Source organism: Achromobacter sp. D7-1, from assembly GCF_059760445.1.
This window is the reverse complement of sequence record NZ_JCBAMT010000053.1, coordinates 1-12,547: the sequence shown is the minus strand read 5'-3', so window position 1 is coordinate 12,547 and position 12,547 is coordinate 1. Positions and strand designations below refer to the sequence as shown.

Genomic DNA, 12,547 nt, shown 5'->3' with positions numbered 1-12,547 from the left:
CTGCGAGAACAAGCCATCGGCCCCGCCGGAGACGGCTGGGCCGATTCATTTGGAGAGGAACAACATGACCAAGGCCATGACCAAGGTATTGATCCTGGGCGCGAGCGGCCAAATTGCCCGCTGGGTCGTACAGATGCTGGGCGAGCGCAAGGATCTCGAACAGACCCTGCTGGTGCGCGACCCCAAGAAGCTCACCAGCGCGGAACCCGCCAACGCCAGAATCGCCATCGGCGATGTGATGGACAAGAAGCTGCTGCCCCAGCTTATGGAGGGACAGGATGTGGTCTATGCCAATCTGGCGGGTGACGTGGACAAACAGACTGCGCACATCCTCGCGGTGATGAGGTCCAAGGGCGTCAAGCGCCTGATCATCGTGAATTCGCTGGGTATCTATGACGAAGTGCCTGGCAAGTTCGGCGAATGGAACCGCCACGAGATCGGCCAGTACCTGCCGCCTTACCGCAAGTCGGCGGATCTGATCGAGGCGTCCGATACCGACTACACCATCTTGCGTGCTGCCTGGCTGCAGAACGAAGAGGAAGTGGACTACGAGATCACCGGGCGGGACGAGCCATTCAAGGGCACCGAAGTATCGCGCAAGAGCGTGGCAGCGTTGGTGACGGAACTGGTAGCGCACCCCGAGCGGCTGGTGCGCGCCAACGTGGGGGTGAACAAGCCCAATACCGCCGGCGACAAGCCAGCTTTCGCTTGATTCGAAGCTTCTCTACTCAGTTCCCGCCCCCTACGCCACCCAAGCCTTCAATCATCCCCTCCCGCCGACGCATTCCGAGCCTCAGCCAGCGCCACCGTCAAATGCATCACCTTCTTCTTAAGCTGATCCCGCTCATCCGTCAGCCGGGTCAGCAGCTCGCGTAGCCGCGCCACCTCGGCCGGCAGATCAGCAATATTCTCAATAGGAATATCCGGCACCGCCTCCCGCGGCGGCGGCGCCTTGGCCTGGCGGACTTCCCGGGCTGCCTGCTGCAATTCCTTCCTGCCGCCAGCCACGGCCGCAGCCTGGCGCTCGGGCGGCAACGTCGCCACCGCCGCCGCAGCGTTGATGGATATCGCCCCATCCTTAACCGCCCGCACCAGTTCCGGCGCCGCAGCCTTCTGGATCTTCTCGATCTGCCCCAAGGTATTGCTGCTGATCCGTGCAGCCCGAGCCAGGGCCTGCCGGCTCAGCGCCTGCGACACGACTGCGGCCGGCAACGGCGGCGGTTCGCCGGAGTCTTCGTCCCAAGGCGGATCGTCAGACGCGGGCGCCGAGGGGGTGCGCGCCTGCAGGATTTCCTTCTTGCGCAACGCCAGCACCCCACGCTGGAAGTCGGACACGCTACGCCGGCCCAGGTGGTTTTCGATCATCCATAGGTGCACGTCCTCGATGGACTTGAACGAGGTGTTCTGGCGGGTCTCGAAGGGGATGCCGTGCTTCATGCAGAGCGCATGGCGGTTGTGGCCGTCGACCAGCAGATCGCCCCATAGCACCAGGGCGTCCCGGCAGCCTTCGGCCAGCAGGCTGCGTTCCAGCGCTTCGCGCTCGTCGTCGGTCAAGGGGTCTATGTAGGCGCGCAGGCCCTCGTCTATCCTGATTTCCATGGTGTCCAAATACGGTTACGCCGAGGCCCGGCACGCAATACGAGCCATACGAGGCCCCTGGCATCTGCCCTAAACCAGCCCTTGATCTGTCCTAAGCCAGCCCCTGCCCCCGCAGCACGTCCTGGATTGCCGCCAGGCGCGCCACCGGATCGGTCATGGCGAGCAAGGCGGCCTTGTCGTCGGGCGGCAGCGGCAGCAGTTCGCACCAGCGATCGGCGACCCAGCCGCTGTCGTCGAGCCGGAACGGCGGGCCCAGGGGCATTCTTTCGGGGGACACCCCGTCTTGCTGCCATTGGGCGACCAGGCGTCCCAACGCGTCGGCGCTAGGCTGCATGGCCGCCGGCACGGGCGCGGGCGGGTCGTCGGGGATGGGCTCGGCCTGGCCCATCCAAAGGCCGTATTTTGCCACCTCGCTGGAAAGCAGCCGGAAGCGGCTGGTGCCGACGCAGCGCAGCTCCAGCAGGGCCGGCATGGGCGCGTCCCACGATTCGATGCGCGCCATCGTACCCACCGGTGCCAGCGTCTCCGTGCCCTCCGGCGTGCGAACCTCCTGGCCCGACAGCAGGCCCACCACGCCGAACTCGCTGCCGTCCGCGATGCATCGTCGGATCATGTCCAGGTAGCGCACCTCGAAGATGCGCAGATGCAGCACGCCGGCGGGAAACAGCGCGTTGGATAGCGGAAACAGCGGAATCAGAGACATGGCGGCCTCCTATTTCACGATGAATGCCTCGTCGACGGGCACTTGCATGGCGGTGACCATGGCGTTGGTCTGCGCGGCCATGCCGATCACGCCCAGCAGTTCGGCATGCTGGCCGTCGGTCATGCCCTTGGCGCGCGCGGCGGCGGTGTGGGAGTGGATGCAGTAGGTGCAGCCGTTGGCGGTGGACACGGCGATGTAGATCATTTCACGCACCAGCGGCGAGAGTTCGCCGTCGGCCATCATGACCTGTTTGAGCTGGCCCCAGACCCGCTCCAGCTGCGGCGGATCGTTGGCCAGGGCGCGCCAGAAGTTGTTGATGAAATCCGACTTGCGCGTGGCGCGGATGTCTTCGAACACGGCCCAGGCTTGCGGGCTTTTGCGTACGTCTTCGTCGGACAGCAGTGTTACGGTGCTCATGCGGCGCTTCCCTGGAAACTAGTTCAATTCGATGAAAAGACATGTCACGCACTCGCCATATCGCGCGGCGCAGCCATGCCCTATGATGTAGCCCGGTTCGCGGCGCTCAGACGCTGCGGCCGTCGTACGGAATGCGGGGCCAGGCGTTCAGATCCACGTTTTCCAGGCAGCGCACGTTCACCGCCGCGGTCTCTTCGCCCTTGGCGCCTACGCCGAAGCCGAATGGCGCGCAGCCGCAATTGGCGCAGAAATGGTGTGAGATCACGTGCTTGTTGAACCGGTAGGTCGACAAGCCGCTGGCGGGCGTGGCCAGGCGCACGCTGGCGCGGGGCACGAACCACAGCAGATAGCCTTTACGGATGCAGTGCGAGCAATTGCATTCCAGGACCTGGGACGGTTCGCCGTCGACTTCAAATGCGATCTGTCCGCAATGGCAGCTTCCTTTCAGCATGGCCGGGCTCCTTGGTATGTGAGGGTCGGGCTTCCATCATAGAGCGGCGCCGCCCTCCTGGCACCGTCCGTTCACCACTCTGGAGAGATCATGCCCCAACTATCCGCCTACCTCAGCTTTGACGGCAATTGCGCCGAAGCCATGCAGTTCTACGAACGCGTGCTGGGCGGCCGGATGGAGGCCATGATCCGCTATGCGGACGCGCCGCCCGACGCCGCCATGCCGGTCCTGTCGGACGAAGACGCCGGGCGCATCATGCACGCGCGCCTGGGCCTGGACGAGCAGACGCTGATGGGCAGCGACGCCACCGCCGGGCATCCTTACCCTGGCAAGCAAGGCGTGGCCCTGTCCCTGGCCTATCCCACGGTCTCGGACGCGCAGCGCGTCTTCGAGCTGCTGGCCGATGGCGGCAGTATTACGATGCCGCTGCAGAAGACCTTCTGGGCCGAAGCCCATGGCTCGCTGATAGACCGCTACGGCACCCGCTGGATGGTCAGCGGCGGGCGCGTTTCCCACTAAGAAGCAAGACGGCGGATCGAGCCGCCATCCACGGAGCAACAACTGATGACGCATGGAATACACGGCAAGCAACGCTGGTGGGCGCTGATGGTGCTTTGCCTGGGCGTGTTGATGATCGTGCTGGACACCACCATCGTGAACGTCGCCCTGCCCTCTATTCGCGAAGACCTGCATTTCACCGAGACCTCGCTGGTCTGGGTGGTCAACGCCTACATGCTGACGTTCGGCGGCTTCCTGCTGCTGGGTGGGCGGCTGGGCGACCTGCTGGGCCACCGCCGCATGTTCCTGGCGGGCCTGGTGGTCTTCACCATCGCCTCGCTGGCCTGTGGCCTGGCGCAGAACCAGGCCCTGCTGATCGGCGCACGCGCCGCGCAAGGCCTGGGCGGCGCGGTGGTGTCGGCGGTGTCGCTGTCGCTCATCATGAATCTGTTCACCGAAACGGGCGAACGGGCGCGCGCCATGGGCGTGTACGGCTTTGTCTGTGCGGGCGGCGGCAGCATCGGGGTGCTGTTGGGCGGGTTGCTCACCAGCGCGCTGTCCTGGCACTGGATATTTCTGGTCAACCTGCCTATCGGCGTAGTGGTCTATGCGCTGTGCCTGCGGCTGATTCCGGCCGCCCGGCCCGCCGCCGCGGGTACCCGGCTGGACGTGGCCGGCGCGCTCAGCGTCACGGCCTCGCTCATGCTGGCGGTGTATGCCGTGGTCAATGGCAATGAAGCCGGCTGGACGTCGACGCAGTCGCTGACCCTGCTGGGCGCGGCCGCCGCGCTGATGATCCTGTTCCTGACCATCGAGGCGCGGGTGGAATCGCCGCTGATGCCGCTGGGCCTGTTCCGCCTGCGCAACGTGGCCACCGCCAACGTCGTGGGCGTGCTGTGGGCTGCTGCCATGTTCGCGTGGTTCTTCGTGTCGGCGCTGTACATGCAGCTGGTGCTGGGCTATAGCCCTATGGAAGTGGGCCTGGCCTTCCTGCCGGCCAACCTCATCATGGCGGCTTTCTCGCTGGGCCTGTCGGCCAAGCTGGTGATGCGCTTCGGCATCCGCGCGCCGTTGGCCACGGGCCTGTTCATGGCAGCGTTGGGACTGGCGCTGTTTGCGCGCGCGCCGGTGGACGGCAGCTTCGCCGCGGACGTGCTGCCCGGCATGCTATTGCTGGGCCTGGGCGCGGGCGTGGCCTTCAATCCCATGCTGCTGGCCGCGATGAGCGATGTGGAGCCCAGCCAGTCGGGCCTGGCTTCGGGCGTGGTCAACACCGCTTTCATGATGGGCGGCGCATTGGGCCTGGCGGTGCTGGCCAGTCTGGCCGCGGCGCGCAGCGCGGGCCTGGCCGCCGCTGGCGCGGCACCGGCCGTGGCGCTGAATGGCGGCTATCAGCTGACCTTTCTGGCGGGCGCGCTGATCGCGGCGCTTGCCGCGGTGCTGAGCGCGCTGCTGGTGCGCACACGCAACCATGAGTTGTCGGTCCAGGCCGGTACCACACACTGAACCCGGATTTTGCGGCGCGCGGTCGGACGGACAGTGCCCTGCCCGCCCGCGCCGCCGTTGCCGCTACTTGCGCGGCATCCAGTTCTCCGCCAGCTTCACGAAGGCGCTGGCGCCGATCGGCAGCAACGCGTCGTTGAAGTCGTAGCTGGTGTTGTGGACCAGGCACGGACCTTCACCGTGGCCAGGTTCGCGATGGTCGCCTTCGCCGTTGCCGATGAAGCAATAGCTGCCGGGCACCTCTTCCAGCATGAAGGAAAAGTCCTCGGCCGCCATGATGGGCGCCTGCACTAGCACGCGCTCCTGGCCCACCACCTGGGTCAACGCGGTGCGCATGAAGGCGGTCTCGGCCTCGTGGTTGATGGTCGACGGATAGTGCCGCGTGAAAACGAATTCGCACTGCGCGCCGAACATGCCGGCCACGTGCTGCGCGACCTCGCCCATGCGGCGCTCGATCAGGTCCAGCGTTTCGCGGGTGTAGGCGCGCACCGTGCCGCGCAGTTCGCAGGTGTCGGGGATGACGTTGACGACCCCGCCCGCCTGCACCGTGGTCACCGAGATGACTGCCGTCTCCAGCGGTTTCTTGTTGCGGCTGATGATGGTCTGGAAGGCCTCGATCATCTGGGCCGCCGCGGGTATGGGATCGATGGCCAGGTGCGGCATGGCCGCGTGGCCGCCCTTGCCGCGTATGGTCACGTGGAATTCGCTGTTGGACGCCAGCACCGGCCCCGCGGACGAGGCGAAGCAGCCGACCGGGATGCCCGGCATGTTGTGCATGCCGAACACGGCTTCCATGGGGAATTTCTCGAACAGGCCGTCGCGCATCATCTCGCGCGCGCCGCCGCCGCGCTCTTCGGCGGGCTGGAAGATCAGGTAGACCGTGCCGTCGAAGTTGCGATGGCGGGCCAGATGCTGAGCCGCGCCCAGCAGCATGGCGGTGTGGCCGTCGTGGCCGCAGGCGTGCATCACGCCGGGATGCTTGCTGGCGTGGCTGAACTGGTTGACCTCATGCATGGGCAGCGCGTCCATGTCGGCGCGCAGGCCCAGGGTGCGCCCGGATTCGCCGTTGCGGATCACGCCCACCAGGCCGGTCTTGCCGAAGCCCCGATGCACCGGGATGTCCCAGCTTTCCAGCAGCTGGGCCACCAGGTCGGAGGTGCGGTTCTCTTCGAACGCCAGTTCCGGATGCGCATGGATGTCCCTGCGGATGTCGCGGATGGACGGGGAGTTTTCAACAATCTCTTCGATCAGGTTCATAAGCTGCTGCGGGCTCCGCAAGCGGAGCCCGGAATTAGAGGGCTGTTACGCACTGACGCGAGCCTTGCGCAGGCCCTCGGGTTGGAAAGGGGGAATTCAATCGGGCTTGATGCCCAGCTTGCGCAGCACGGGACCGGAAGTGTCGCGCTCTGCAGCAACCCGCTGGGCAAAGGCCGCCGCCGCCAGATGGTACGGCAGCGAGCCGTGGCTGGCGTACATCTGCTTGAGCGCGCCGTCCTGCTGCGCGCGGCCGATTTCTTCGTTGAGCCGCTGCACGATGGCGTCCGGCGTGCCGGCGCGCGCGGCCACGCCCAGCCACACCGCGCCCTCGAAGCCCGTGAAATGGCTGGCGGCCAGCGTCGGCGCCTTGCCGAAAGCCGCATCGGGTACGGTCTCGCTCATGGCCAGCACGCGCAAGCGTCCTTCCTTGACCATGGGTTCCACCAGGGCGGTGCCGGCGAAATAGATTTCCGTGTCGCCCGCCAGCACGGAGTTCAGCGCGCCGGTGCCGGTCTTGAACGGCACGTGCATGATGTCGACGCCGGCCTGTTCGCGCAGCATCTCGAACAGCACATGGGGCGGGCTGCCGTTGCCGGAGGACGCGTAGTTCAGCCGACCGGGCTTCTGGCGCGCCAGCGCCAGCAACTGGTCCAGGGACTTGGCCTGCAGCTTGTCATTGACCGTGAGCGCCATGGGGATGACCGCCAGCGGGCTGACCGGCTGCAGGTCGCGCGCCGGATCGTAGGTCAGGGCCGGAAAAATGTAGGGGTTCCACACCAGGTGGGCGTTGGTGACCAGGGCCAGCGTGTGGCCGTCGGCCGGCGCGGATTTCAGCTGCTGCATCGCCAGCATGCCGCCTGCGCCGGGCTTGTTTTCGACCACCACGGGCTGGCCCAGGGCGTGGTGCAGGCGCTCGGCCAAGGGCCGGGCGAACAGGTCCGGCAAGCTGCCGGGACCGCCGTTGACCAGGATGGTCACGGGCCGGGCCGGCCAGTTCTCGGCGCTGGCCCAGGGGCTTGCGGCAAGCGCCGCCAACGCGGCCACGCAGGCCGCCATGCGGCGCAACATCGGTCTCCGCGCGGGCGTTTTGGACGGATTGCGGGTGCGCAGCCGGGCCTGCCGGACGTCGTGTAGCCGTATCACTCTGCTTGTCTCCTGGTTGCGCCTGCCGCCGGCTTCATGCCGGTCGTCGTCTCGACGCTTTTTTCTACGATAAGCAGCATAAATCTCGGCGTCAATAATTTTTATCGAGATTTTTTTATCACAGTGATAAAGTAGCCCCCATGTCAGAAGGCGCCACCCTCCCTCCGCTTGCCCATTCAGCCTCGGCCAACACCCTGGTCGGCGCGGCCTATGTCAACCTGCGCCGCGACATCATCCAGGGCGTGCACCCGCCAGGATCGCGCCTGCGGGTCGAACACCTGAAGGACGATTACGGCGTGGGCGCGGGCACGCTACGCGAAGCGCTGGCGCTGCTGGTGTCGGATGCTTTGGTCATCGCCCAGGGACAGCGCGGCTTTCACGTCACGCCGATTTCGCTGGAAGACTTCCGCGACATCGCCGAGAACCGGGTGCTGCTGGAAACCCAGGCCTTGCGGCAGTCCATCGCCCTGGGCGACGACGACTGGGAAAGCGCCGTGCTCGCCGCCTTCCACCGCCTGAGCAAGGCCGAACAGCGCCTGGCCGCTGACCCCGACACCCGATTCGAGGAATGGGAACAGCGCAATCGCGAATTCCACCGCGAACTGATCCGCGCCTGTCCCTCGCGCTGGCTGCATCATTTCCTGGGAATCCTGTACCAGCAGGCCGAGCGCTACCGCCGCCTGACCGTCACGCGCAAGCCCATCGCCCGTAACCTGGACGACGAACACAAGGGCATTCTGGACGCCACGCTGGCCCGCGATGCCGACCGCGCCTGTGACCTGCTGGCCGCTCATATCCGGCTTACCTACGACGCGGTGGCGCGCTTGCCGCCGGACCTGTTCAATCCTCAAGCATGAACCGCGGCCGGCCCGCGAAGCGCGCGGTCAAGCCGCGCCGGCGCGATGCTGCGCCAGCACCTCGTGCATGGATCTTGCCGCGCGTTCCAGTACGGGCACCGCGCGCAGCAGATCATCGAGCATGACCCGGGCGGTCGGTGCATGGCAGGCCACCGCCGCCACCACCCGGTCGTCCGCATCGCGCACCGGCACGGCCACGGCGCTCATGCCGCGCACGAATTCCTCGTTGTCGATGCCGATGCCACGCGCCGCCAACCGTTCGAGTTCTTCTTCCAGCCTGGCCGGGTCCGTCAGCGTGCGCGGCGTATTGCGCGTGAGCGGCAGGCGCGCCAGCACCCGCCCGCGCTCCAACCGGTTCATAGAGGCCAGGAACAGCTTGCCGCTGGCGGTGCAATGCATGGGCACGTGGCTGCCGACCGCGAAGAACAGGCGTAGCGGCTCCTCGGTTTCCACCCGTTCCATGTAGATCACGCGATCGCCGTCAGGCGCGGTCAAGTTGCAGGTTTCGCCCAAGGTGCCGACAAGCTGTGCCAGCACGGCGCGGCAGGCGCGCGAGAAGGCAGATGCGCGCAAGGTGGCGAGCGCCAGCGTGGCGGCCTGCGGCCCGGGCACGAAGCCGTTCTCGGTGGGGGTGGCGGCGACATAGCCGGCGCGCTGCATGGCCGCCAGCAGGCGCATCAAGGTGGTCTTGGGCATATCCAGCCGCTGCGCCAGTTGCGCCAGGGTGGGCGGATGCTGGGCTCGCGCCAGGTGGTCCAGCACCACCAGCGCGCGCAGCGAACGCGCGGCTTCCTGTTGGGTCGCGGCGTCGTCGGCCTGCTGCGCCGATGCTGCACCGCGATTTTGAAACTGAATCTGCATATTCTGTTCCACTTTTCCGCCCCTGCGCCTGTTGTGCTTTGTTCTGCGCGCGTGCTTCCTAGAATCGCCACAAATGACGGAGCACCCAAGCCCCGGCATCGATCCAGTATATAAGTGCGCCCCACAACGACAAGCAGGGTTAACGCGCCGTAGGCCAGGCGCGGCGCCCGGCTGCAGGGAGAGCTTGCGGACATGTCCGATACCGTGGATTACATCGTGGTTGGCGCCGGCTCGGCCGGATGTGTGATGGCCAACCGGCTGAGCGCCAGCGGCACGCATAGCGTCTGCCTGCTGGAAGCCGGCCCCAAGGACAGCAACCCGTGGATACACATCCCCATCGGCTATGGCAAGACGATGTTCCACAAGGTCCTGAACTGGGGCTACTACACCGACCCTGACCCCGGCATGCTGGACCGGCGCATTTATTGGCCGCGCGGCCGCACGCTGGGCGGCTCCAGCTCCATCAACGGCTTGATCTACATCCGCGGCCAGCGACGCGACTACGACGCCTGGGCCGCTGCCGGCAATCCAGGCTGGAGCTGGGACGAATGCCTGCCCTACTTCCGCAAGCTGGAAAACAATGACCTGGGTCCTGGCCCCACGCGCGGCACCGAAGGCATGCTCAACGCCACCTCGATCAAGACCGCGCATCCGCTGGTGGAAGCGCTGATCGGCGCCGCGCAAAAGCTGGGCCTGCCGCATGTGCAGGACTTCAATACCGGCGACCAGGAAGGCGTGGGCTACTACCAGCTCACCACGCGCAACGGCCGCCGCTGCTCCACCGCCGTCGCCTACCTGCGCCCAGCGCAGGGCCGCAGCAATCTGCGCGTGGAGACCGACGCGCACGCCATGGCCGTGCTGTTCGAGGGCCGCCGCGCCTGCGGCGTGCGCTACCGCCGCAACGGCCAGGTGCACACCGTGCGCGCCCGCCGCGAAGTCGTGCTGTGCGCGGGCGCCCTGCAATCGCCGCAGCTGTTGCAGTTGTCCGGCGTCGGCCCCGCAGCCCTGCTGCGCCAGTTCGGCATCGGCGTGGTGCGCGACCTGCCAGGCGTGGGCGAGAACCTGCAGGACCACTTGCAGATCCGTCTGATCTACGAAACCACCCGCCCCATCACCACCAACGACCAGTTGCGCAGCCTGACTGGCCGCGCCCGCATGGGGCTGGAATGGCTGCTGTTCCGCGGCGGCCCGCTGGCCGTGGGCATCAATCAGGGCGGCGTATTCTGCCGGGTCGATCCGGCCAGCCGCACGCCCGACACGCAGTTCCATTTCGCCACGCTGTCCGCCGACATGGCGGGCGGCAAGGTGCATCCGTTCTCAGGCTGCACCTATTCGGTGTGCCAGCTGCGGCCCACGTCGCGCGGCCGGGTCCAGCTGCGCAGCGCGGACCCCTTCGAGGCGCCGTCCATGCAGCCGAACTACCTGTCCACCGAACTGGACCGCCACATGGCCGTGGCCGCGGTGAAGTATGCGCGCAGACTCGCCGCCACCGAGCCGCTGGCCGGCCTGATGAAGCGCGAGTTCCGCCCCGGGCCGGAGGTGCGCACGGACGACGAGATCCTGCACTTCTGCCGCGAATACGGCGCCACGATCTTCCATCCGTCCGGCACCGCCAAGATGGGACCGTCCAGCGACCCCATGGCCGTGGTGGACGAGCGCCTGCGCGTGCATGGCGTGGCGGGACTGCGCGTGGTGGACTGCTCGATCATGCCCACGCTGGTGTCAGGTAACACCAACGTGCCCGTGGTGATGCTGGCCGAACGCGCGGCCGATTTCATGTTGCAGGACCTCAGGCAAGCACAGCCGCAGGCGCTGCGCGTCGCCGCCTGAATCGGAGATGACGGACCCCGGATAGCAGAACCCCCAAGGCGCAGGACAACGCAGATTGCCCGACCGCCCCACCAAAGGAGACTAGACATGGCCAAGCAAAACGAAGCCGCGGTGCGCAAAGTCGTCGCCGCGTCGCTGATCGGCGCCACCATCGAGTGGTACGACTTTTTCCTGTATGGCGTCGTCGCGGGCATCGTGTTCAACAAGCTGTACTTCCCCACCGGCGACCCGACGATCTCGACCATGCTGGCCTATACCACCTTCGCCGTGGGCTTTATCACCCGGCCGCTGGGCGGGCTGATCTTCGGCCACTTCGGCGACCGTATCGGCAGGAAGAGCATGCTGGTGATGACGCTGATGATCATGGGCATCGCCACCTTCCTGATCGGCCTGGTGCCGACCTACGACAGCATCGGCATCTGGGCGCCGATTCTGCTGCTCTTGCTGCGCGTGTTCCAGGGCATCGGGCTGGGCGGCGAATGGGGCGGCGCGGTGCTGATGGCCTATGAATACGCCCCGCCCGGCAAGAAAGGCTTCTACGCCTCGCTGCCGCAGATCGGACTGGCGATCGGACTGTGCCTGGCCTCTGGCACGGTGGCGCTGCTATCCACCCTGCTGACGGATGAGCAGTTCATGGCCTGGGGCTGGCGCATCGCCTTCCTGGCCTCGGCCGCGATGGTGCTGGTGGGCATGTACATCCGCCTGAACATCAAGGAGACGCCGGAATTCGCGGCGGTCAAGGCCAACAACGCCGAAAGCCGCATTCCCTTCTTCGACATGCTCAAGCGCTATCCGGGCAATGTCTTCAAGGGCATGGGCGCGCGCTACATCGACGGCGTGTTCTTCAACGTGTTCGGCGTGTTCTCGATCTCGTACCTGACGCAGACCGTACAGATCACGCGCACCGAAGCGCTGATCGGCGTGATGGCCGCGGCCCTGGTGATGTGCTTCTTCATCCCCTTCTTCGGCCGCCTGTCCGACCGCATCGGACGCACCCGGGTCTACTTCTGGGGCTCGCTCATCACTGCTGCAGCGTCCTTCCCCGGCTTCTGGATGATGCTCAACAGCCAGGGCAGCGTGATGCTGATCTGGCTGGCCATCATCATTCCGTTCGGCATCCTGTACGCCGCCGTGTACGGGCCGGAAGCGGCGCTGTTCTGCGAGCTGTTCGACGCCAAGGTGCGCTACACGGGGATTTCCTTTGTCTATCAGTTCTCCGGCATCTTCGCCTCGGGCATCACGCCCATCATCGCGACCGCGCTGTTGAAGACGGGCGGCGGCCAGCCTTGGCTGATCTGCCTGTACGTGCTGTTCGCGGGGGTGGTGTCGGCGGTGTGCGCCATGCTGATCGGACGCGGCGCGCAGCCGGCGGAACTGGAGGCGGCGGCAAATGCCATGCCCCGCGGGGGATTGGGCAAGGCTTGAACG

General features: G+C 66.4%; 13 protein-coding genes. 6 read left to right on the top strand and 7 right to left on the bottom strand.

Annotated features, from left to right (window positions below; translation table 11 throughout):
• Nucleotides 1-64: 64 nt before the first annotated feature.
• Entirely contained in the window at nt 65-712 is a 648-nt protein-coding gene (locus tag AC6LKD_RS21025) for an SDR family oxidoreductase (RefSeq protein WP_013394194.1), read from the top strand.
• Nucleotides 713-759: 47 nt separating this feature from the next.
• On the opposite strand, the gene AC6LKD_RS21020 is transcribed toward AC6LKD_RS21025, so the two are convergent.
• The 4 genes from AC6LKD_RS21020 to AC6LKD_RS21005 form a co-directional block, all read right to left on the bottom strand.
• Nucleotides 760-1,599 (bottom strand): ParB N-terminal domain-containing protein, encoded by an 840-nt coding sequence (locus AC6LKD_RS21020; protein ID WP_492276482.1) that lies wholly within the window; start codon nt 1,597-1,599, stop codon nt 760-762.
• A gap of 91 nt (nt 1,600-1,690) precedes the next feature.
• The gene (locus AC6LKD_RS21015; RefSeq protein WP_498117337.1) at nt 1,691-2,302 is read right to left on the bottom strand and encodes an LON peptidase substrate-binding domain-containing protein; all 612 of its coding nucleotides are present in this window, start codon (nt 2,300-2,302) and stop codon (nt 1,691-1,693) included.
• A 9-nt stretch (nt 2,303-2,311) separates the two neighbouring features.
• On the bottom strand, nt 2,312-2,719 hold the full coding sequence (locus AC6LKD_RS21010; RefSeq protein ID WP_013394197.1) for a carboxymuconolactone decarboxylase family protein: 408 nt from the start codon (nt 2,717-2,719) through the stop codon (nt 2,312-2,314).
• A 106-nt stretch (nt 2,720-2,825) separates the two neighbouring features.
• A complete protein-coding gene (locus AC6LKD_RS21005; protein ID WP_013394198.1) occupies nt 2,826-3,170 on the bottom strand; it encodes a GFA family protein in 345 nt (114 codons plus the stop codon).
• Nucleotides 3,171-3,260: 90 nt separating this feature from the next.
• On the opposite strand from AC6LKD_RS21005, the gene AC6LKD_RS21000 reads away from it, so the two are divergent.
• Both AC6LKD_RS21000 and AC6LKD_RS20995 read left to right on the top strand, forming a co-directional pair.
• Entirely contained in the window at nt 3,261-3,689 is a 429-nt protein-coding gene (locus AC6LKD_RS21000) for a VOC family protein (RefSeq protein WP_013394199.1), read from the top strand.
• A 45-nt stretch (nt 3,690-3,734) separates the two neighbouring features.
• The gene (locus tag AC6LKD_RS20995; protein ID WP_498117336.1) at nt 3,735-5,174 is read left to right on the top strand and encodes an MFS transporter; all 1,440 of its coding nucleotides are present in this window, start codon (nt 3,735-3,737) and stop codon (nt 5,172-5,174) included.
• A gap of 63 nt (nt 5,175-5,237) precedes the next feature.
• Here the strand turns inward: AC6LKD_RS20995 and AC6LKD_RS20990 are convergent, their stop codons facing one another.
• Complete coding sequence (locus AC6LKD_RS20990; protein ID WP_498117335.1) at nt 5,238-6,428, bottom strand: M20 aminoacylase family protein; 1,191 nt, start codon at nt 6,426-6,428, stop codon at nt 5,238-5,240.
• A 96-nt stretch (nt 6,429-6,524) separates the two neighbouring features.
• Nucleotides 6,525-7,496 (bottom strand): Bug family tripartite tricarboxylate transporter substrate binding protein, encoded by a 972-nt coding sequence (locus tag AC6LKD_RS20985; protein WP_498117334.1) that lies wholly within the window; start codon nt 7,494-7,496, stop codon nt 6,525-6,527.
• Nucleotides 7,497-7,711: 215 nt separating this feature from the next.
• Between AC6LKD_RS20985 and AC6LKD_RS20980 the strand changes: the two genes are divergently transcribed.
• Complete coding sequence (locus AC6LKD_RS20980) at nt 7,712-8,428, top strand: GntR family transcriptional regulator (RefSeq protein ID WP_498117333.1); 717 nt, start codon at nt 7,712-7,714, stop codon at nt 8,426-8,428.
• 27 nt (nt 8,429-8,455) lie between these two features.
• On the opposite strand, the gene AC6LKD_RS20975 is transcribed toward AC6LKD_RS20980, so the two are convergent.
• The gene (locus AC6LKD_RS20975) at nt 8,456-9,301 is read right to left on the bottom strand and encodes an IclR family transcriptional regulator (RefSeq protein WP_041653882.1); all 846 of its coding nucleotides are present in this window, start codon (nt 9,299-9,301) and stop codon (nt 8,456-8,458) included.
• Nucleotides 9,302-9,481: 180 nt separating this feature from the next.
• Here AC6LKD_RS20975 and AC6LKD_RS20970 point away from each other — a divergent pair, with 180 nt between their 5' ends.
• Both AC6LKD_RS20970 and AC6LKD_RS20965 read left to right on the top strand, forming a co-directional pair.
• Nucleotides 9,482-11,119 (top strand): GMC family oxidoreductase, encoded by a 1,638-nt coding sequence (locus tag AC6LKD_RS20970; RefSeq protein WP_498117332.1) that lies wholly within the window; start codon nt 9,482-9,484, stop codon nt 11,117-11,119.
• A gap of 87 nt (nt 11,120-11,206) precedes the next feature.
• Complete coding sequence (locus AC6LKD_RS20965; RefSeq protein WP_498117331.1) at nt 11,207-12,544, top strand: MFS transporter; 1,338 nt, start codon at nt 11,207-11,209, stop codon at nt 12,542-12,544.
• Nucleotides 12,545-12,547 lie beyond the last annotated feature (3 nt).

What these genes read in the sequence shown, in the direction of transcription:
- AC6LKD_RS21005 (WP_013394198.1), bottom strand. Translation starts at nt 3,170, where the DNA reads ATGCTGAAAGGAAGCTGCCATTGCGGACAGATCGCATTTGAAGTCGAC.
- AC6LKD_RS20965 (WP_498117331.1), top strand. Translation starts at nt 11,207, where the DNA reads ATGGCCAAGCAAAACGAAGCCGCGGTGCGCAAAGTCGTCGCCGCGTCG.
- AC6LKD_RS21025 (WP_013394194.1), top strand. Translation starts at nt 65, where the DNA reads ATGACCAAGGCCATGACCAAGGTATTGATCCTGGGCGCGAGCGGCCAA.
- AC6LKD_RS20990 (WP_498117335.1), bottom strand. Translation starts at nt 6,428, where the DNA reads ATGAACCTGATCGAAGAGATTGTTGAAAACTCCCCGTCCATCCGCGAC.
- AC6LKD_RS20995 (WP_498117336.1), top strand. Translation starts at nt 3,735, where the DNA reads ATGACGCATGGAATACACGGCAAGCAACGCTGGTGGGCGCTGATGGTG.
- AC6LKD_RS21010 (WP_013394197.1), bottom strand. Translation starts at nt 2,719, where the DNA reads ATGAGCACCGTAACACTGCTGTCCGACGAAGACGTACGCAAAAGCCCG.
- AC6LKD_RS20970 (WP_498117332.1), top strand. Translation starts at nt 9,482, where the DNA reads ATGTCCGATACCGTGGATTACATCGTGGTTGGCGCCGGCTCGGCCGGA.
- AC6LKD_RS21015 (WP_498117337.1), bottom strand. Translation starts at nt 2,302, where the DNA reads ATGTCTCTGATTCCGCTGTTTCCGCTATCCAACGCGCTGTTTCCCGCC.
- AC6LKD_RS20985 (WP_498117334.1), bottom strand. Translation starts at nt 7,496, where the DNA reads ATGTTGCGCCGCATGGCGGCCTGCGTGGCCGCGTTGGCGGCGCTTGCC.
- AC6LKD_RS20980 (WP_498117333.1), top strand. Translation starts at nt 7,712, where the DNA reads ATGTCAGAAGGCGCCACCCTCCCTCCGCTTGCCCATTCAGCCTCGGCC.
- AC6LKD_RS21000 (WP_013394199.1), top strand. Translation starts at nt 3,261, where the DNA reads ATGCCCCAACTATCCGCCTACCTCAGCTTTGACGGCAATTGCGCCGAA.
- AC6LKD_RS21020 (WP_492276482.1), bottom strand. Translation starts at nt 1,599, where the DNA reads ATGGAAATCAGGATAGACGAGGGCCTGCGCGCCTACATAGACCCCTTG.